The 18521-nt window shown below is 43.7% G+C and carries 17 protein-coding genes; 8 read left to right on the forward strand and 9 right to left on the reverse strand.

The features are described from left to right. Nucleotides 1-474 (forward strand): DUF2947 domain-containing protein, encoded by a 474-nt coding sequence (locus BTO10_RS12600; RefSeq protein ID WP_004741544.1) that lies wholly within the window; start codon nt 1-3, stop codon nt 472-474. Between the two features lie 50 nt (nt 475-524). Here the strand turns inward: BTO10_RS12600 and BTO10_RS12605 are convergent, their stop codons facing one another. Together BTO10_RS12605 and BTO10_RS23730 are read right to left on the reverse strand one after the other, a co-directional pair. Further along, nucleotides 525-1346 carry a sensor domain-containing diguanylate cyclase gene (locus BTO10_RS12605; RefSeq protein WP_258098189.1) on the reverse strand — a complete coding sequence of 274 codons (822 nt, stop codon included), beginning with the start codon at nt 1344-1346 and terminating at the stop codon, nt 525-527. Beyond that, complete coding sequence (locus tag BTO10_RS23730; protein ID WP_004741542.1) at nt 1324-1518, reverse strand: hypothetical protein; 195 nt, start codon at nt 1516-1518, stop codon at nt 1324-1326. Before BTO10_RS23730 ends, BTO10_RS12605 begins: the two co-directional genes overlap by 23 nt. 332 nt (nt 1519-1850) lie before the next feature. Between BTO10_RS23730 and BTO10_RS12610 the strand changes: the two genes are divergently transcribed. Further along, entirely contained in the window at nt 1851-2066 is a 216-nt protein-coding gene (locus tag BTO10_RS12610) for a hypothetical protein (protein WP_105024729.1), read from the forward strand. A 156-nt stretch (nt 2067-2222) separates the two neighbouring features. On the opposite strand, the gene BTO10_RS12615 is transcribed toward BTO10_RS12610, so the two are convergent. The 3 genes from BTO10_RS12615 to BTO10_RS12625 all read right to left on the reverse strand — a co-directional run bounded on the left by BTO10_RS12615 (nt 2223) and on the right by BTO10_RS12625 (nt 7792). Next, on the reverse strand, nt 2223-5075 hold the full coding sequence (locus BTO10_RS12615; protein ID WP_105024730.1) for an Hsp70 family protein: 2853 nt from the start codon (nt 5073-5075) through the stop codon (nt 2223-2225). Between the two features lie 153 nt (nt 5076-5228). Then, a complete protein-coding gene (locus tag BTO10_RS12620; RefSeq protein ID WP_105024731.1) occupies nt 5229-7160 on the reverse strand; it encodes an Hsp70 family protein in 1932 nt (643 codons plus the stop codon). After that, on the reverse strand, nt 7160-7792 hold the full coding sequence (locus tag BTO10_RS12625; protein ID WP_105024732.1) for a DUF2760 domain-containing protein: 633 nt from the start codon (nt 7790-7792) through the stop codon (nt 7160-7162). The genes BTO10_RS12620 and BTO10_RS12625 overlap by 1 nt, the downstream gene beginning before the upstream one ends. A 349-nt stretch (nt 7793-8141) precedes the next feature. On the opposite strand from BTO10_RS12625, the gene BTO10_RS12630 reads away from it, so the two are divergent. Beyond that, nucleotides 8142-9680 (forward strand): sensor domain-containing diguanylate cyclase, encoded by a 1539-nt coding sequence (locus BTO10_RS12630; RefSeq protein ID WP_105024733.1) that lies wholly within the window; start codon nt 8142-8144, stop codon nt 9678-9680. Nucleotides 9681-9767: 87 nt separating this feature from the next. Then, the gene (locus BTO10_RS12635) at nt 9768-10298 is read left to right on the forward strand and encodes a 3'-5' exonuclease (RefSeq protein ID WP_105024734.1); all 531 of its coding nucleotides are present in this window, start codon (nt 9768-9770) and stop codon (nt 10296-10298) included. Nucleotides 10299-10421: 123 nt separating this feature from the next. Here the strand turns inward: BTO10_RS12635 and BTO10_RS23735 are convergent, their stop codons facing one another. Then, nucleotides 10422-10736 (reverse strand): cytochrome b/b6 domain-containing protein, encoded by a 315-nt coding sequence (locus BTO10_RS23735; RefSeq protein ID WP_258098198.1) that lies wholly within the window; start codon nt 10734-10736, stop codon nt 10422-10424. A gap of 742 nt (nt 10737-11478) precedes the next feature. Between BTO10_RS23735 and BTO10_RS12650 the strand changes: the two genes are divergently transcribed. The 3 genes from BTO10_RS12650 (at nt 11479) to BTO10_RS12660 (ending at nt 13533) form a co-directional block, all read left to right on the forward strand. Continuing rightward, complete coding sequence (locus BTO10_RS12650) at nt 11479-12159, forward strand: hypothetical protein (protein ID WP_105024735.1); 681 nt, start codon at nt 11479-11481, stop codon at nt 12157-12159. Between the two features lie 65 nt (nt 12160-12224). Continuing rightward, nucleotides 12225-13106 carry a winged helix-turn-helix domain-containing protein gene (locus tag BTO10_RS12655; protein WP_105024736.1) on the forward strand — a complete coding sequence of 294 codons (882 nt, stop codon included), beginning with the start codon at nt 12225-12227 and terminating at the stop codon, nt 13104-13106. Continuing rightward, entirely contained in the window at nt 13096-13533 is a 438-nt protein-coding gene (locus BTO10_RS12660; protein WP_008222104.1) for a hypothetical protein, read from the forward strand. Before BTO10_RS12655 ends, BTO10_RS12660 begins: the two co-directional genes overlap by 11 nt. Before the next feature lie 116 nt (nt 13534-13649). On the opposite strand, the gene BTO10_RS12665 is transcribed toward BTO10_RS12660, so the two are convergent. The 3 genes from BTO10_RS12665 to BTO10_RS12680 form a co-directional block, all read right to left on the reverse strand. Beyond that, complete coding sequence (locus tag BTO10_RS12665; RefSeq protein WP_105024737.1) at nt 13650-14099, reverse strand: tellurite resistance TerB family protein; 450 nt, start codon at nt 14097-14099, stop codon at nt 13650-13652. A gap of 376 nt (nt 14100-14475) precedes the next feature. Next, nucleotides 14476-16464: an alkaline phosphatase D family protein gene (locus BTO10_RS12675; RefSeq protein WP_105024738.1), complete on the reverse strand. Its 1989-nt coding sequence runs from the start codon at nt 16462-16464 to the stop codon at nt 14476-14478. 23 nt (nt 16465-16487) lie between these two features. Next, nucleotides 16488-16952 (reverse strand): hypothetical protein, encoded by a 465-nt coding sequence (locus BTO10_RS12680; protein WP_080566577.1) that lies wholly within the window; start codon nt 16950-16952, stop codon nt 16488-16490. 81 nt (nt 16953-17033) lie between these two features. Here BTO10_RS12680 and BTO10_RS12685 point away from each other — a divergent pair, with 81 nt between their 5' ends. Beyond that, a complete protein-coding gene (locus BTO10_RS12685; RefSeq protein ID WP_004741604.1) occupies nt 17034-18350 on the forward strand; it encodes a MipA/OmpV family protein in 1317 nt (438 codons plus the stop codon). The last annotated feature ends 171 nt before the right edge of the window (nt 18351-18521 follow it).

Below are 18521 nucleotides of genomic sequence, written 5' to 3' on the forward strand. Positions count from 1 at the left end.
ATGTCATACACAACTTTGGACGAATACCAAAGAAAATGGATTTTTACTCACCAATCTATGCCACTTCCGGCTGAGGATTTGGAAAAGATTAAGCCAATGACACAGGCAAGAGCGTCTCAGTTTTGGAAAGAGAACGTGAGCCCTCAAAGCCCAGACGCTGAGCGATTAAGCTCGCAAGACTGGCCTAGCAAAGCATCGAACTGGAAAGAAGAGATCAGCTGGATGGCACATTGGGAAGCCGATGAGCCGGAAATGCCAGAAGAGATCCTTAACTTTATTGATTGGCAAGATGACGTAACTGTTTATTTTTGTTATGAAAAATATAATGTTCTTGAAACCAAATGGGCCGTTTTTAAGAAGCATTGGAAGAACTTTTTGTTCTACGATGATGGTCCAATTCTATTAGGTCGTCGTCGCTCTGAAGCGCTTTGGTTTGCGACTAATGGTACGGTGAAAATCGGTAACCGAGCATAAGCCGAAACGAATTTTAAGCGGTAAAAAAGCGAGCATAGTGCTCGCTTTTTTTATTTTAGTTGGGCGTAACGTTTACTCATTTTGTTTTCGTACATTTGCTCATCCGTTAGTCGAATTAACTCTTCGATAGGTGGAATATTTGACGAGTAAATAAGTGAACCATGGCTAAAAGTGGCATGGCAATCTATCCCCAGCTTTTGGGAGTGTTTATTAAAGTCAGATTGTACTCGGCTTATTATCTTGTTTAGGGACTCTTCTGTGATGTCTCTACACAATAAGAGAAACTCATCTCCTCCAAGTCTTCCACAAATATCATCCTTACGAGTGTTACGTTGAAGTGAATGAGAGAAGGACTTTATATATTGGTCGCCAATATTATGTCCGAAGTTATCATTAACATACTTAAGCCCGTCGATATCAAAATAAACAGCTCCAATACTGACACTATTTTCTATAGTGTTATCGATGAATTTGGGTGACTCGCTTAATATCGCTCTACGATTAAATACTTGAGTCAATTCGTCGTGATTAGACGTATACTTCAATTTGCGTACTCGTTCTGCAGTATGTACTTCTCTTTCCAATAGCGCGCGAATACTCTCCATTAAATTTATCTGTATTGGTTTATAAGAGGTCTCTTTAGTGTCTAGCGCGCAGAGTGTTGCGAACATGCTGCCGTCCGATTGGAAGATCGGTAAACCTAGATAAGAGACATAGCCCATCTGCGTGAGTTCGGGATTGTCGCTCCATTCCTCTTTACCAGACGCATTTTTTACATAAAGCATGGCTCTCATCACTTTCTTGCAGTACAAATTGATGTCTCTGGGGATGATTTTGCCAGGGTTCGCTTTAACGCCTGGTGAAGAAGACATCGCAATGTTCTTGGAATCCAACTTCAGACGTAAGAATAAGCCCAACAGCAGGAGCATTAAGCACTTCTGCTATGTTATTGAGCATGCTTTTCCATAAAGAGAGGTCCATTTCTTTCACTAGATCATTGATGGCATATTTAGAGCTGGATTGATAGATATTGGTAAATGGCATGAATGATCACCTTTTTGGAATGTCATACCGTTGACTCTAATGTCAAATTTATGCCTTTGCAATCTGAAATAATGTATTTCCTTTCGTTTGTATTTTTAATAAGACAAAGTCATAGCCCATAGGAGGTGTGTTTATAAAAACCAGATAAAAAACACTTCGACCATATTTATTTTTTAATAAAAATAAGTGAATTATATCTGTTTAAATAATGTGCTTATAAGGCGGTTTTCGATATCTAAATCACAAATTCACTATGGTTTAACCGGAAAGTATTGAATCAATAGGGCGGAGTCCTATATTGGAAAGTGTAGCCTTAGTTGAGGTGAAGTATTATGATTTGGGATACTCTCGAACGTGTAAATAAACTTCGCAAGGAAGCAATGGAGGATCCAGAATTCTTGGATTCAGCAAAAATGCATGAGGAATGGCTTTTGAGCGAAACTCATAATCAACCCAATAAAGGAGCTAAAGAAAAGAACCCCAAAAAACTGTCTGACATTTATGAGAATACAGACTTCACTATCAACCCAAACGGAACGAAACATTAACAATGATTAACCGCAACACGGCTGAGGCTCTTAACCCGAAAGCTACATATCAACGACACACACCAGCCTTTAGCCACCAATAAAAAAGCCACTTTCAACGTATCGAAAGTGGCTTTTTCTTTTCTAGCTGCTTAGAAGCAAGACCTGCATTCAGCCCTAGTTGTTGATTAAGCTCAAGCCGCTTGGTAAAGCATCACCAAACACACGCTTAGATTCGCTCTCGGAAAGCTCAGTGACTTCGCTAACCAGCGTTAACCAAGACTCTGGAACCTTACTCTGCTTTAGCTTCTCAATCACTTGATTACGATAATCGTCAGAGATATCAAACTGACGGTCGCCAGTTTTACGACAAATCATCACAGCAGCAAAGGCAATCATCTGCTCTTTCTGCCAATTCTGCTCAAGTAATTTTGGTAACCACTGTTCTGCTTGCTCTCTAGGGATCACACTGTGTTGGCTGCCATATAACGGGGTTCTTGAAGCCAGTCGACCTAGCGCCCACCAGTGTGCTTGTTCAAACTGGTTGTGATTGATCGCTTTGCTTAGGAACCAAGACGCAAGAAGCACTTTGTCTTCCACTTCGAGTTGCTCAAGGGATGCCGCCAATCTCACCATGGCTTCATAACCATTGTCTTGGGCATCTTTAGCGCTCTTAGGGTTCTTCATAGCACCTGGGTGAAGGTACTTCGCAATGTCAGCCAAGATTGTCTCTTGCTGCTCTTGGTTCAAACCACCGGCAACACGACGCCAGAAAACCCACCAGTCGGTCCAACCTTGGTGGTTCTTAAACTGAATGTTCTGTTGGTAGAGACCCCAAATCTGTTCGATACGCCATGAATCAGTAGGATCACCAAAGCCAGGGCGCAGTGAGTAACCTGCTAAGCGCAACCAGTTTTTCTCGTGTGCTTCTGAGCGGCGACGACGTTTACGACCTAATGACAAGGTATCAAATAGATGACGGAGGGTGGTGAAATCCCACTCATCACGTTTTCCGAGTCGTTTCTCAAGATCTTTCGATAGAGTTTTGATCTCTTTCGATTCCGCACTCTTTTTGTTGCCACTGTACAGGCGAGATATCAACTCTTTACATTCATCTAAGCGTGGGTGAAGTGTGGAGTTTTCGGACTCATCGCCTTGTTTATTCCTGACTTCAAATTCAAGTAACCAACGTTTCGAGTCATCTTCAGTACTCACGCACTCCATTTTCAGTGTGCCGACTTCGGTTAACTGACAAGCGAGCAGCACTTCAACGCGCTCTTTTTGGTTAGCTTGAAGCTCTGCTGTGCCTGAGCCTTCCAGCGTCGAGATGTAAGGTGGAAGAGGGGAGAACAGGTCGGCATCCACATCGACCATCACACCATTTTGAATTGCCGTATCTTGAGCAATTTGATCGTGAGTTGAAGTCAGCAGGTTAAAACGAACTGGCTCGCCTAACGTCAGTGAGAAACGACGGCTGTTCAAACGGATTTCTTGGCCTTCTTCGGTACCTTTAGCAAGCAGACACAGTGCTTTACCCATCTTGTTCTTTTCTTGTAGATGCAAGAAGTAAGAACGAGCAGCACCGCCACCGATTTTCAGCTGGGCACCACGGCGAGCTTTACCAAACGCAACCGCGCCTAATGCCACAGACCAATCTGGGTGAGGGTTATCTAGTACTGTGATTGGAGCTCCGTTCCAGTTACCTAGAAGCTGAGTTATACGCTCCGTGACAAGTTCACTGTTGAACACACCACCGTTAAGCAGCACACCGACAGGAATAGCTGGTTTGGTGTCATCGAATTGAACCGCATCTGAATTTTGTAGCGCCGCTTTAGACACTTGCTGATGCGTTGTCAGGAATTCAGCAACGTGCTTACTTACCGCTGGGTCCGCAACGTAAGGCAGACCGAATTCAACTACAGCGCTGCGACGTTTGTCTGGTGTTTCAGTAAATTCAGACAGTGGGAAGAAGCCTTCTAATGCGATTTGATGAACTTCTTGCTTGGTTAAGCCGATACTTTTAGTACCGCCTAATAGCTTCGAACCGCTGCCAAGCATGGTGATTTTGACATCGTCTGGCGCATTAGCAGAAAGCAGGCTCTCTTTTGCTGCGCGAGTTTGTTGAATCAGTTTGGTGAGGCTAGAGGCATTCAGTTTCTTGTTTTGGTTGAAGCGCTGCTCTGCAAGGTGAGCGAGGGCTAGATCTAGATTATCACCACCCAGCATTAAGTGTTCGCCAACGCCAATACGGTCGAGTGCTAGTTCACTATGGCCTTGTTTGTCTGCATCGCTATTCTCATTGAACTGGGCTTCAATTAAGCTTAAGTCGGTAGTACCACCGCCGACATCACATACTAAGATTAACGGGATCTGTTGGAGTTCTTCCGCGGCGGTTTGCTGGTGGCGTGCATACCAGTCGTAACAAACCGCTTGTGGCTCTTCGAGTAAGAGGATCTTGCCTAAACCGGCTAGCTCTGCGGCTTCAAGTGTCAGCTTACGTGCTGTCTCATCGAATGACGCTGGAACCGTGACAACAACATCTTGGTCTTCAAGCTTATTGCTTGGGTTACGGTAGTTCCATGCTTGGCGAATGTGATTGAGGTAGCTAGCACTCGCAACAACTGGTGAAACTTTATCGACATCCGCTGCACCAGCCCAAGGGAGAATGTCTGAGCTACGATCCACCGCTTGGTGTGATAACCAACTCTTCGCACTTGATACTTGGCGCCCTTCGACCTTAGCGCCCAATTCACGCGCCCACTCACCGACGATAACATTGTTGATATCGCCTTCAACTGGGTTTGGTTCCCACGGCATAGTTAGGTCTGAAGGAGAGATTTGACCTTGGGCTGGGTGGTAACGAAACGATGGGAGTAGGGGCTTACGAACCACTTCACCAGGGCCGATAAGTTGATCGATTTCGAAAAGGGAAACGGGAGCATGTTGTAGGTCGTCGCTAATTTCACAGTAGGCAACCACAGTGTTGGTTGTGCCTAAGTCAATGCCGACTAAAAAACGAGGAGTTGCCATACAAAACCTTATTCTTCCAGAGTGATGACCAGTGTGTTGATAGCTTTGGTCTTATTGTTGTTATTCGTCTACGTCGTTCCTGAGAAACAGGGTGGACTGAGTTGGGAATGGTATTGATAAAATAACGGCACCCACTAAGGTGCCGTTGATTCATTATGCTTCGTCGTTTGAGTCGTTGTTCGAATCTTCACGAACGTCGAACTCAACATGCCATTTCTGACCATTGTCAGTGGCAATCGCTTCTAGGTATAAAGTACCTAGCTCAGTAACGCGAGAAGCTAAAGTAACCGGAACCACCTCACCTTCGCGACGGCCTTCAGAAACAGGCAGTGTCACTTGGATTTCAGGAAGCTCATCAAGCTCTTCTGGCGCCCAGTGATCAAGGTGAGTACCAGCTTCATCTTCACGGCGTGTAGTTGAACCGAAGAACTGGAAGTGAACTGGCTGACCAATCACTAGACCAAACTCTTGGCTAGGAACTTGAACGCTTGAGCCTTCTTCCATACCAAATGGTGCAACACACAGTGCTTCCATTGGAGGAGCCATACCTGGGATTGCAGGCATCGCGCTTTCAATACCTACGTAGTAAGCAGAAGCGATACCACCACGGATACGAACGCCTTGACCACGACGTACCGCGCCGTAGTACGAAGCACCACTCGCAACGGCTAGATCAAGATCTAAGCCTGATAGTTGTTTCGCAAATTCTGCATCAGCATTGATCAACCACTCGTTGATTGTTTCTGAAAGACGATCAGCAAGTAGGTTAGATTTTAGAACACCACCGTTGAACAGAATTGCTGTTGGTTTGATGAAATCAGCAGCAGGCGCTTCAGCACCTGGCATGCCCGGCATATTTGCAAACGGATTGAAATCTTGTTGAGCTGTTTCACCATTTCCAGAAAGCGCGTTCGCTTGCTTAGACAGGAATGCGGCAATGTGACGAGTGATACCTGCGTCTTGAGCGTAAGGCAGACCCATTTGAGTTAGTGCGCCGCGCGTTTTTTGTACCGGGTGATCAGTCACAGCAACTTTAGGGAAGAAGCCATCAACCAATGTTTGTTGTACTTCTTGCTGAGTCAGTTCTGTTTTTAGTGTCGCGCCAAGTAGCTTAGAGCCACGGCTAGGAACCACGATTGGTACAGCTTGAAGCTCTGCATCGTTCAGTAGTGCTTCTTTTGCGTCACGACATGCGTGAGTCATCGCTTGAACTTGCCAAGGTGCCAGCTCTTTGCCTTCTTGTGCTAGCTTCATCTTCAAGCGGTAAGCCAGAGCTAAGTCCATGTTGTCACCGCCAAGTAGGATATGTTCACCTACAGCGATACGGTCGAGGCTCAGGTTACCGTCGTCTTGAGTTACTTCAACTAAAGAAAGGTCGGTAGTACCACCACCGATATCTACAACTAGCACGATGTCGCCAACATCTACTTCGTCGCGCCATTTGTCATTGCTGTTATCGATCCAGCTGTATAGAGCCGCTTGAGGCTCTTCTAAAAGCGTTAGATGAGTGAAACCGACGTTACGAGCGGCTTCTGCTGTTAGGTCACGAGCCGCTGGGTCAAACGAAGCAGGAACGGTGATCGTTACGTCTTGGTCAGCCAGTTTTTGTTCTGGATTGGCGTGGTTCCAAGCGTCTTTAAGGTGCTCAAGGTAAAGCTCAGTTGTCTTAAGCGGAGATACCTTTTCCACTTCTTCTGGGCTACCAGCAGGAAGGAACGCGTCACGACGGTTTACACCACCGTGGCATAGCCAAGATTTCGCACTTGCTACTAAACGGATAGGGGTTTTAGCACCAAGGTTACGAGCGATAGCGCCAACTAGTGCTTTTGGTTCAGAAGACCAAGGTAGAACACGTGACGCTTCGTTCATTTCGTGCTCGTGCGGTTGGTATAGGAACGAGCCAAGTTGGCTGCGAGTTTCTACTGTACCAGGAGCCGTAATCTGAGGAATTGGCATTACCTCAACGCGTGCATCTTCATTGGTTGTGTCGATGTAAGACAAAACACAGTGTGTAGTACCCAAATCGATACCAACGCTGAACTTAGGAGCTTGATGCTCTTGAGCTGAATGACTTTGGTGTTCCATTATAGCTCCACCTCTGCCGGTGCAATCACAGATGCATCGTAGTTTTCAGCAAGCTTAGGCAGGTTCATGTCAGTTGCTTTCCAGCCTTTGTGAATAAGTGTGCCGTTGAATGGTGCGTTACCTGTTACGTTACCTGTTAGACGGATCTCTTGAGGGTTGAAGCCTTCAGCTACCGTGATGCGAGTCTCTTCATCTTCATTGCGGATGTGAGCAAGCGTTACGTAGTCCGCCAGTACTTTTTGACCACCAGTGTGAATAACACGAGCGGCTGCGCCAACTTCTTCGTCAGAGAATGAAGTAAGGTCTTCTTTTAGGAAGTCGATTAGACGTGCTTCTTGCTGCATGATAGACAGTAGTTGCATTGCAGAATCTGTTGGTGCTGTAGCGAGCTTGGATTCAACTTCTACTACTTTCTCGATGACTTTTTCTACTTCAACAACTTTTTCTACTTCGACAATCTTTTCAACTGGCTTTTCAACTTCAACGATCTTTTCTACTGGTTTTTCTACGACTTTCTCAACCACTTTGGTTTTACGAGAAACGGCAATTAGCAGTAGTAAAACGCTTGATGCAGTTAGGCCTGCGTGAAGCATATCAAACGTCTGTGGGATTAGGTTCAAATCAACGATCATAGTGATTTTTCTCTTTAAATTGATTTAACGGTATATTCGTCGGTTATAGGGAATATACAGGTTAGAAAGAAACTCATGGGCACAAGGCCAAACGGTCACTTTCAAGCTATAAATATGGGGGGATACTAGCATATTCAAGGCTTAAGAGTGGTAATTTATGTTTTCAAACCAGTAGTTTTTGAGTGTGTTAGCTTGAAATTTAGTCGAGATTCGGTCGATTGTTAACCTGTGATGTGAAGGCAAAGTAAAGAGTGCGTCTCTTATGTCATTTTTATAACGAAAACTTAAATGGAGCATCATTCCCTTCCGTTATATACTTTGGCCTCATCAAAGCCAATTTGGAAACTCTATGCCTCACACTACCGACCCACTAACAGGGTTGAAGAGACGAACGCTACCACTGGTCGTATTCTCGGTCAGCTTTTTGATTACAGTGTTGTGTTTTATTCTAGTCGCGCTCAACCAAAACCGCGCATTGAACATGAATTTGGACAGCTTTGCTAAACACCAAACACTGAGCTTGGAAGCGTTTATCGACAATGATGTGGCTTACATAGGTTCGGGCGCAAACTTTTTCTATTCTAATGATCCTGAAGACTGGGATAAATTTGACCGTTTTGCACAGCAAACCATTAACGGCTCAAAAAGTTTAATTGGCTTACAGTGGATGCAGAAAGTCACGGCAGACCAGATTGCCGAACACACTGCGAAAATGGAAGCAAAGTACCCATTTTACCGCTTGTTCACCATCCCTAAACATGAACCTAAAACCTATGGTTACCAGTTAGATGGCGAGCCTGCTTTTATTGCTACCGATATTTATCCGAATACTGAAGCGCACAACAGAGTGATCGGTTTCTACTCTGCACGCGAGCGATTTAAGCGTATTGTCGAAAATATCAAACAGACGCGCCAAGCGAATATCTCTGACAAAGTACGCCTTATTCAAGATGGCTTAACTCCAGATACACCTAAGACTGGCATGTTGGTTTATCACCCGGTCTTTGAAGGGGAAAGTGATAACTTGCTAGGTGTTGTGATTGGTGTAGTTCGTACCACTTATTACTTTGAAAACCTGTTAGCATCAGCTGTCGGTGATATGGATGTGTATGTTCGCGTGACGGATACCGGGTTTGAAGCAGAAGACTCCCCAGTTCTGTTTGAAACTGAAGGCTATGAGGGTGTAACAGGGCATCATATAACTAAGACAATCGAGCTGGCCAACCGAAATTGGAAGATCGATTACAAGATAGATTCCTGCATCTCTTTTTATGGCTACCTAGTTTTAACTGGAATAGCCTTAGTCGGAACAACCATCTCATTGTTACTAGCGTATATCGTTAATATGCAAATTAGAGAGAAAGAGCGCTTGTATCGCATGTTAGACAAAAGGACAGAAGAACTTAGATTCTTAGCGAACCACGATAGCTTAACTGAAATCTATAACCGACGAGCTTTCAATAAGATGTTTGACAGGGCGGTTAAGCGAAGTGAGTCATTTAGCTTAATTGGCTTTGATGTCGATAAATTTAAGAGCATTAATGACAAGTTTGGTCACCCTGCTGGCGATGCTTTGCTTGTTCATGTCATTAAGTTGATTTCGGTAAATTTGAAAGAAGGGGATAATCTTTTCCGTTTGGGCGGCGACGAGTTCTGTATAATTTCGAGTATCTCAGAGCCTGAAGCACTAGACCGCTACTTACAATGCATTCTGAACACCGTCAGTCATTCTCATTGTGAGCATAAAGGGCAACAGTTGAGCTGCACTTTGAGTATTGGTGCGGCCATCCATACCAATGAAGACACTGAAGAACTGCTACAAAAAACAGATAGCATGCTCTATCAAAGTAAGTTAAATGGTCGAAATCGAGTCACAATTGCAGGCTAAATGAGCACTTGATACAACTAGGGTCGAGTTCTGTATTGGGCTCATGTACAATTTCACAAAATTTTGGACGAGAGAATTAGGCGACGTATGAATCACAATCGAGTGGTGTGTTTCGATTTGGAAATGTGCTGTTGGAGCGAAAATGGTGTAGGAACAACAGGCGAGATCATTGAAGTGGGTCTTGCTGAGGTTGATCTGGCATCTGGAACCATCGTGAAACGAGCGCAGTACTACGTTAAGCCAGAAAAAGACGAAGTCTCTCAGTTTTGTGCCGAGCTAACCGGCATTACTCCACGTAAAATCGAAAAGCAGGGGCGTCCTTTAGAATCCGTCATCAAATCGATGATCAAGAACTTCGGTGGTCCAAACAAGATCTATGCTGCGTGGGGACGTGATGACCTGATTTTACACAAAGAGTGTCAAGAGAAAGGTATCGAACCACCATTTAGCGAGTTCATCAATATTGCGACACTGTATCGCGTACAAAACCGGCTGAAAGACAAACGCATTGGCCACCGAGCGGCTCAAGAAGCAAAAAACATCGAATGGGAAGGGCGCCAGCATTCTGGTTATGTTGATGCTTACAACCTGGCGAAGCTCGCTCTGACGATGCTTTAGTCGTAAGCGATTATTGATATTTGCTCCGAACTATAAAAAGGCCACCTAGATAAGGTGGCTTTTTTACATCTTCTGGCTAGCATAGTGACTACATAAAACATCATCGTTCGCGTATCAAGATGCTTATTTCCCTAACATTACCTTGAGCTTATCGCCTTTATCAAAAAAGTGATGCTTTAATGCCCCCAGTATATGTAATGTTACCAACGACATAAAAACTTTAATTGCAGTAGCGTGAATTAAAAACAGCAGAGAAAATACTTCTCTAGAGGTTGCACTATCGCTAAATGCCCATGAGTACACACTGAATATTGGTGTATCAATCAGTGCCATGCTTAAACCTGATATAGCGATAAAGGTCAATGTAACTGATTGAACAAATTGAACCATTTTAGGTAAGTTGAACTTACGTTTATCTGGTTCTGGCTTAACTAGCATGCTTGCAATCACTATATTGATGAGAATAGGGACAATTGAATCGAGTAGTAATGAGTTAAAATTGTTGGATATTTGTCAGAGAAAGGCAGGCGTCGGATTGATATAAAGTCGAGAGTTAACTTTAACATTCTCGAGTGAAGAAAATCGATTTGATTCTTGAGGATATGGTTTTCTCTTTTATTTGATAGTATTTTTAACATCCTGACTTCAATTATCCACGTCTGAGGGATAGACTATATTTCTCATGGCTTTGTTTTATAATGTTTAATGTCAATAATAGGATGGCCATTTAATTAATATTAAACCATTAGCTTGGCTCTTGATGACTCTTTTATTTCTGTTAGCGTGTGCAACATCTAATCAACGCAGGTCCTATGAAGTGGTTTATTAAAAATCCCATCGTATTGAGATTATTAAGTATAAAATCATTAGCGCTTGTACAGCCTGTTGTGCTTATCAACACATTTTCAGTATATTGGAGTAAGTATGAGCAAACCTTAGCCTATTGGAAAATTGCGAGGGACGTTTATCCCAACAACCCGCTTTTATTTCTACTAGGTTACATTGAGCATCAAACGCAGACGCACTTAACCTTACGTAAGTGTCGCGAACTGGAAAAGCCAGAAGCATTTTATAGATGCGATCTCTATAATGAGAGAGGAACAACCTCTCTTAATCATTAGAGGTTACTACTGATACTAATATTTACTAAGTCATCCGAAAATAATAGAGAGTGTTTTGAATGAAATATGTACCACAATTTTTTTTAGTTATTTTTAGCTTTTTGTTTTCGGTTAATAGTTATTCAGCTGCTTATGGTGTATCGGTTGCTTGGAAAACACAAGATGCTCGAGCTGTATTAGATGCGCTGCCTCAACAGAAGCAAGCATTTGCTAACTTAATTGATGCTGGTTTAATTCACGATATGTTTTTTTCTGATAGTTTTAATGGCGAAAATCAGTTTCCAAAAATTAAATTTGTGATGGAAGCCAATAGTGAAGAAGAAGTAAGACGCGTTATTGGAAATCTCCCTTTTCAATTTAAAAAGCTAGCCGAGATAACTGAAGTAAGAAACATCGGAAGTAAATGGCTAGATACTCAAGTTGCTTTTAAAAACTATGCGATTGAATTGACTTGGAAAGAGCCAGAAGATCAGTTGCTGGTAGATAAAATTATTAGCGTTGATTTACAAAAAGTGGTTGATTGGAGAGCTCAAGGAGTGATTACTTCAGCTTATATAAAAAATCAGTCTACTGCTGAGCGGAAGCCAAACCAGATAGCGATGATTCAACCAATATACTCTATCTCAATATTGGCAAAGGATGAGCAACATGCTCTTGACATTGCTAGTGAACTTAACGCCGTTAAATTAGGCTTCGCTAGCATCAATATTAGTGAGTTGGGTTTTAAACTATCCCTGTGATTTTGAACTAATGTAAAGCCTCGTGTTATTCTAAGGTGAGATTATTAACAGTGTTAACTCACCTTATGAATAATAAATTACAAGAGTATGATTTGGTTATTGAACTTGATGACCGTACATTGATTAACCCGTCATTAGATAAAGTTGTGACATTGTCGCGATCAGAGTGTCTGCTTTTAAAGCATTTAATGGACAACTGCTCACAAACTTTAGGTCGTGAATTTCTTTTAACGCATTGTTGGCCGGGACGCATTGTTACTAGCAGCTCTCTGAATGTCGCAATCAAGAATGTTCGCAGTGCTCTTAAAGAAGTAGGGTCCGACTGCAAAGTGATTACGGTACAAAAGGAAGGCTACTGTTTTGTTGCTCCTGAGAGCAGTGTCGAAACAGATAGCCATACCGCTCTCGAGCGCAATATTGTGTCTGAAAACCTTGCCGAACAAGGCAAAGGCATACCGCAATCTGCCAGTTTGAGTGAACAGGATAGTTCTACTTGCTCAGAACCCACCGTGCTGGAGTCAAAATCAGCTTCTGATTTAAACGAAGTAGCTGACACTCAAGGGCTATCAAAGAATACTCAGGCACAAGGCAAGCTAGCATCTTCTAAGTTTATCCCGTTTATTTGTGGGCTCGCGGTAAGCCTTTTTATCGTCATTATCCTGTCTTATCTTGGGTTGTTTATGGAAAGAGCTTCCATCAAGGGTGTCGATGTATACCACGATAGTGTCGAGTTGGAACAAGAGCTGGTAGAAGACTTAACTTCACTTGTGAAGCCGGGCGTAGAGGCGATCTATCTTCACCGCATGGGTATCGAGTGTGGTGGTATGCAGGTGGTGGTGTTAGACGAAAGTGGTTGGCACGACATTAGTGCAGATTTCAAGTCTGGGCGCTGTTCACAAGGCCAGAAAGAGGATGAAAAGGTAGAAGGAACTGCAGATGAAGCGTAACTTTTGGCTGCCGATTGTTGTAACCGTATTTGTGATCTTAGCGTTTGGTTTAGTCTCAGGGGTAGCGACCAAAGGTTCGTACCAGTTTGAAAGTCAGTACGAGAATTATGGCTGGGAGGTCTTGACCCTTGAGCTGAAGAATGGACGCTCAAAAATGCGCTATGTTGGCTACGACCGAAATGGACGAGTCGTGCAAACCAAGCAGTTGTTTGGTGTGTTCCTACGTTGGGGTAATCACTATTACTTCTATCAGCTTGAACAGCACCAAGCCCACGGAAATCAAACCTTCAACGTTAAAAATCTGTTTATCAAGCATCATGACAACAAGCGTAGTGTTTTGATATCCGATCAAAGAGGCGCGTACATTACGAAAGACGGTACAATTCTAGAGCTCAACGGCATTCTCTATGGGAAGGCAATGCGCTAATTGGTAATGCGACAAGCTAAGCGCTTAATTCGGACAGGTTTGTTGGTATAGGGCGTTACGACAATCTTAAGCAGCGTTAGGTTTTAGCCCCAAACGCTGCTCAATTGTTTTGGTGTTTAGTCTTCGCCAAGTACATCAAGTTTGCTCTTGATGAAGTCTTTATGGTCAACATAGAGTAGTTCAGCGGTTTTTCTGATCACTGAATCTTCAAGTGGATCAATCTCTCCGTCAGCATGCGCCACTTCCCACATAGCCTTAATCAGGTCGATTCTCACTGGCTGTGACAACTCACGCAGTTGTGAAGTGAAATCATACAAAGAAACAGATTGTTCAACTTGCGGCTCAGCTTGTTGTAACAAGGTTTTCGACTCTTCTTCTGTAATGCCCAACAGGCGTTGCAGTAAGTTCAACTTCGCTTCTTGCTCTGATTCGTTGATCTCATGGTCTGCGCCTGCGACTTCGCATAACAAACTGGCGATAGCTAAGTTTGGTGAGGCGGTAGGTGTTTTGCCTAAATCAGAGCCTTCAACCAACTGTTTAAATAACGATGTAAGTGAATTAAACATATGAGCGTTCCAGTAATGGTGAATATTATAACTATTGGGCCTACAGAGTGTGATCGCAAGCCCCTTTACTTAAAACTGACATTACGTATAAGCCAGCAATAAGGAACATATTAGGGCGTGTTGACCTTTCGCGGTTAAATTTTGTTCGAGATAAAAGCGTTTTAATCGGGGCGAGGGGGAAGTAGCCTAGTTATTCTAAGCAAATCTCCCTCAACAAAGAGTAAAGCGCTTTTAGTCGAACCCTTCGGGCAGCGTTTGCTGGTCATTTCTACTACGTTATCGGCTTCTCATGTAGGCTAGCTACACATCGATGCCTCTGCCTTGTATAAATCCCCAGCAACTCGCTGCAAAAATCAGCTCGAAAGATTAACATGCCCTAGCTCGGCTCTGGAAAACGCGTCACTTTGCCATCGCCGCTTAGAGTGGTAATCGATTGTGGCTTACCATCGCTATCTAGCCTTAATTCACCAATCGCGCTGCGGTTTGAAAGACGGTAGAAGGTTTGGTTTTCAGGGCTACGCTTTTCTATTTTTAAACGCTTACGCTTGGTGAAATAGTTAAGCACCGAGCGTGGGCTATACAGCAAGCGGTCACATACGTCGCAGAATTTTAGTAGCGGTGCAGGGAACTGGTTTTTAATACCGCTACAAGTAATTTGATAGATGTTTGGACTGTTTCGGCGATATCTAAGCTTAATGTCATAAGCAAAGGAGTAGTGCACGTCACCAGAAAGCACCACGAAGTTAGTTGGTGTTTTGGTATGAGTAAAGATACTAATCAACGTGTTAGCACTGCCTGGGTGTGCCATCCAGTTCTCGGCATCAATCACTAGTGGTTTTCCTAGTGTGGTCATCATCTTCTGTAGTGTTTCGATGAATTTAACCCCGAACATTGGCGCGGCAGACACTATTACTACTTTCTCTTGGTTAATCAACTGATGTTGAAACTCGGTGAGTGCTTCCCAGTCCATCAAACCCGAAGGTTTATTCATACGTGATTCAGAGCGCCAGCGGCGGGTACGAGTATCTAACACAATCACTTTCGGCGAGGTGTTGATGGTGTAGTGCCATTCTTCAAAGCGATCGAGCATTTCAAGATACTGTTTGTGTCTTGTAGGTTCGAGTTGTCCAATAGGCGCGTCAATGGCTTGTTCACTATGATTGGTATTCACCAACTTTGAGAACAGTTGTTTTGTTTGCTCCATGAAATCGCAGTTGAAGTTCTCTGGTGCGTTACCCCATCCTTGGCACATCCAATAAGCCGCAAGACCGTTACCAATGACTTGTGTAGCAAACTGGTTTTGATCTACCGCATGCTCCCAACCAACGGTGAGGTTCCAGTCGTCAGTGACATCGTGATCATCGAAGATCATGTACGTTGGAATATGAGCAAATAGACGCTGTACTTGCGGCAGGCCAGCGATGAAATCATCGATGATGACACTTTCATCACGCCATTGTTGCTGCTCGGCTGGCGTGAGCTGGCGACCTGCCTGCATGAAGTTATTCTCGATCAACATTTCGCGGTTAATGCATTGCCACAAAGTCGGTGACCACACCAGCAGATACATGGCAATAAATTCAGACAAGGTCACCAAGTGGTTTTCACAGTCGGTAGAGCTGAAGATTGGTATTCCGCGCTTAGGGAATAACTTATCGAGCAATGAATGTGATGTATTGTGGTGTGGCAGCAAGTGATGGCGTTGATAGAGGTGATATTCGCTATTGAACAGGGCTTCACTGCTATCGATTTTTCCGTCTAATGAATCGGTCGATAGATCTTCACTTACTAATCCAAGTAGTTGAATCACTTGATGAATTGCATCGAGTGTTGGACCTGCGACGTGATCTGCGTAGATTTGGTCTCCACTCATCATCAGCATATCTGGTCGCTCAAGCACGCTTTGCTGTTCGATTTTATTATCTGCCGCGACTAGGCTGTCTTTGCTTGGATGATGAGGGTTACGACATGAACCATGCAAGATGTAGTCGGCGCTGGTTGAGATCTTAAAGGCTATTCTTGGCGCACCAGTGGTGTTTTGTGGATTTTGGTACACCAGATGCGCAGCCAACTCGGTTAACGCGCCTTGATCAGTCTCTATCTGATATTCCAAAGGCGTGTTGGTTGGAAACTCACCTTTTAATTGAATCAAGCTTACCCAAGTATGTGTACCGACCTGAATCGATTCGTGTTCGCTAAGTGGTGACGTATAGAAAGGGGCTTCTTGGCCTTGGTTGTATAGCTCTGCATTTCCATTGAGTGGTGTACTAGTGACAACCCAAAGCACAACCTCAGTTTCGGTCGTCTTTCTTAAAATAGGGCCAGCGAGTAAGAAGGGGAGAGAGGATGTCATCGGGCGTTTCAAGTCGATTCCTAAATCTTTGGTGGTTAGTCGTTAAGCGCTTCGGCGTTACATTCTGGATCGGCCATTTCATGTTCATTGGGTTCAATGTCTGGCTCTGTTGATTCCAGGATTTCGATAACTTCTGAACTAGAAAGTTCATGTCCCATCAGAAATATTGCTAATAGGGCGTCGGCTTTCGTTTTAGTATCAGAAGGCTCATCCAACACTTGCTCTAGTTTTTCTCGAATCATTGCGATCTCGTGCTCTACAAAGCCACGACCTTCGCTGTCCCCTTGGTTCTCTTCAGGGGCGTTGTCGAATTCAAGAAAGAGCATCTCACCGTCTAATTTTGTTTTGATCAGTCGCTCTGGCAACCATTCCTCACCCATAACGATATCTGGGTCGGAATCATTGGGTAAGTGGTCTATAATGTTTTGTAATTCTGAGACTTTCACAATACTTTCATTTAACCGAGAATGTTCTTCATTGTAACGGTCAATCTCGATCAAACCTAAAAATTGTTGGCTAGAATAGTCAATAAATGTCTAACCAGTACCACAAAACTTATTACAAAGAGTAATTAAACAAGAATGAAGCGCAAATTTTCACCGAAGCTCATTTCGTATGGGGCAATTTTACTGAGTAACGCTTTCTTAGCGAATAGCGTGGCGTGGGCTGCTGAAGAGCAAGAGTGGGGCATTGCAGCAATGTTCCGTACTGCCAGTATCCCGTATGACACGTCTGGTGGTGATAAGACGGTAAGTTCGTTTGTCCCGATGTTGTTCTTTAAAAACGACTACGTGTTCATTAATGGCACGGAAATGGGCGCTTACCTGTATCAAACCGAAGATGAAAAGTGGTCTTTTAATGCCATTTCTCGAATGCGCTTTATTGATATTCCGGCTTCTGAGCAGAATGCTATTGAGGGCGATACCGCTGACTTTGGTGGACAACTGACGTACCAACTGGATGAGCAGTGGGCGGTTGAAACAGAAATCATGAGTGATAGTGAATTCAACCTTCACAGTAACTTACGTGCGAAAGCCAAGTACGAGAAAGGCGACTGGGAGTTCTACCCAAGTGCGACACTGCGATATAAAAGCGCTGATTTTAACAGTGAGTACTACTCAGCTGCGGGTCAGTCAATTGGTGCCGGCGTAGATTTAAACCTTGGCGTTGAAGCGCGTTACCATGTTATCTCTAACCTTTACCTATTGGGTTCAACCAGTGTGACTCGATTGGATGATAACGCTTACGACTCTTCTATTATCGAAGATCGTTACCAAGGCGAACTTTACCTTGGTTTTGGTTTCTTCAACGACAAAACAAAAGCGCCTAAGCCTAAGTTAAGCAATGCACCGTACTTACGAGTCGCGCACGGTTGGGCAACACCGTCGAATATTGGTGAAATTATTGAGTTCGACAGAGAGAAAGACGAGTACAACAACCAACTCACATCATTCTTTTATGGCCACCCTTTAACTGATGAGATCTTTGGTTTGCCGTTGGATATCTACTTAACGCCTGGTATCGCACACCATTGGAGTTCAGAGGTTCAATCCAGTAGCACGGAATACATTATTGCGATTAAAGCGTACTACACCTTTAACTGGCCAACGCAGTGGCGATTTGGCGTTGCAGAGGGTATGTCTTACATAGATTCGATTACTTACATCGAAGGTTCTGAAATGGATCGTAAGGGCTACACGGCAAGCCACTTGTTAAACTACTTGGACTTCTCATTTGATGTGAATGTCGGTGACCTTATCGGTAAGAATGACCTTAATAATTTATGGTTTGGTTACTCACTGCATCACCGCTCGGCGATCTTTGAAAATGCGTCCCAGTTTGGACGTATCAAAGGTGGCAGTAACTACAACACGGTTTACTTCCAATACGAGTTCTAAACCATTATCCCTGCAATATTAAAATGCCGCTCTTAATGAGCGGCATTTTTTATCATTAAAGAAAACAGAGATAACCATCACCAGCCACTGCTAATCAATTATTCGAAAGTCACTTCAATTGAAACCTAATATATGAGTTTATTCTGATTATCTAATATTTTCTGCCTGCTT

Origin of the sequence: Vibrio chagasii (assembly GCF_002954585.1) — a bacterium.
Classification (GTDB): Bacteria; Pseudomonadota; Gammaproteobacteria; order Enterobacterales; family Vibrionaceae; genus Vibrio; species Vibrio chagasii_A.

Coding starts and splice junctions, on each gene's coding strand:
- BTO10_RS12615 (WP_105024730.1), bottom strand. CDS start 5,075: ATGGCAACTCCTCGTTTTTTAGTCGGCATTGACTTAGGCACAACCAAC.
- BTO10_RS12620 (WP_105024731.1), bottom strand. CDS start 7,160: ATGGAACACCAAAGTCATTCAGCTCAAGAGCATCAAGCTCCTAAGTTC.
- BTO10_RS12600 (WP_004741544.1), top strand. CDS start 1: ATGTCATACACAACTTTGGACGAATACCAAAGAAAATGGATTTTTACT.
- BTO10_RS23735 (WP_258098198.1), bottom strand. CDS start 10,736: ATGCTAGTTAAGCCAGAACCAGATAAACGTAAGTTCAACTTACCTAAA.
- BTO10_RS12660 (WP_008222104.1), top strand. CDS start 13,096: ATGAAGCGTAACTTTTGGCTGCCGATTGTTGTAACCGTATTTGTGATC.
- BTO10_RS12610 (WP_105024729.1), top strand. CDS start 1,851: ATGATTTGGGATACTCTCGAACGTGTAAATAAACTTCGCAAGGAAGCA.
- BTO10_RS12665 (WP_105024737.1), bottom strand. CDS start 14,099: ATGTTTAATTCACTTACATCGTTATTTAAACAGTTGGTTGAAGGCTCT.
- BTO10_RS12635 (WP_105024734.1), top strand. CDS start 9,768: ATGAATCACAATCGAGTGGTGTGTTTCGATTTGGAAATGTGCTGTTGG.
- BTO10_RS12650 (WP_105024735.1), top strand. CDS start 11,479: ATGAAATATGTACCACAATTTTTTTTAGTTATTTTTAGCTTTTTGTTT.
- BTO10_RS23730 (WP_004741542.1), bottom strand. CDS start 1,518: ATGCCATTTACCAATATCTATCAATCCAGCTCTAAATATGCCATCAAT.
- BTO10_RS12685 (WP_004741604.1), top strand. CDS start 17,034: ATGAAGCGCAAATTTTCACCGAAGCTCATTTCGTATGGGGCAATTTTA.
- BTO10_RS12630 (WP_105024733.1), top strand. CDS start 8,142: ATGCCTCACACTACCGACCCACTAACAGGGTTGAAGAGACGAACGCTA.
- BTO10_RS12625 (WP_105024732.1), bottom strand. CDS start 7,792: ATGATCGTTGATTTGAACCTAATCCCACAGACGTTTGATATGCTTCAC.
- BTO10_RS12655 (WP_105024736.1), top strand. CDS start 12,225: ATGAATAATAAATTACAAGAGTATGATTTGGTTATTGAACTTGATGAC.
- BTO10_RS12605 (WP_258098189.1), bottom strand. CDS start 1,346: ATGTCTTCTTCACCAGGCGTTAAAGCGAACCCTGGCAAAATCATCCCC.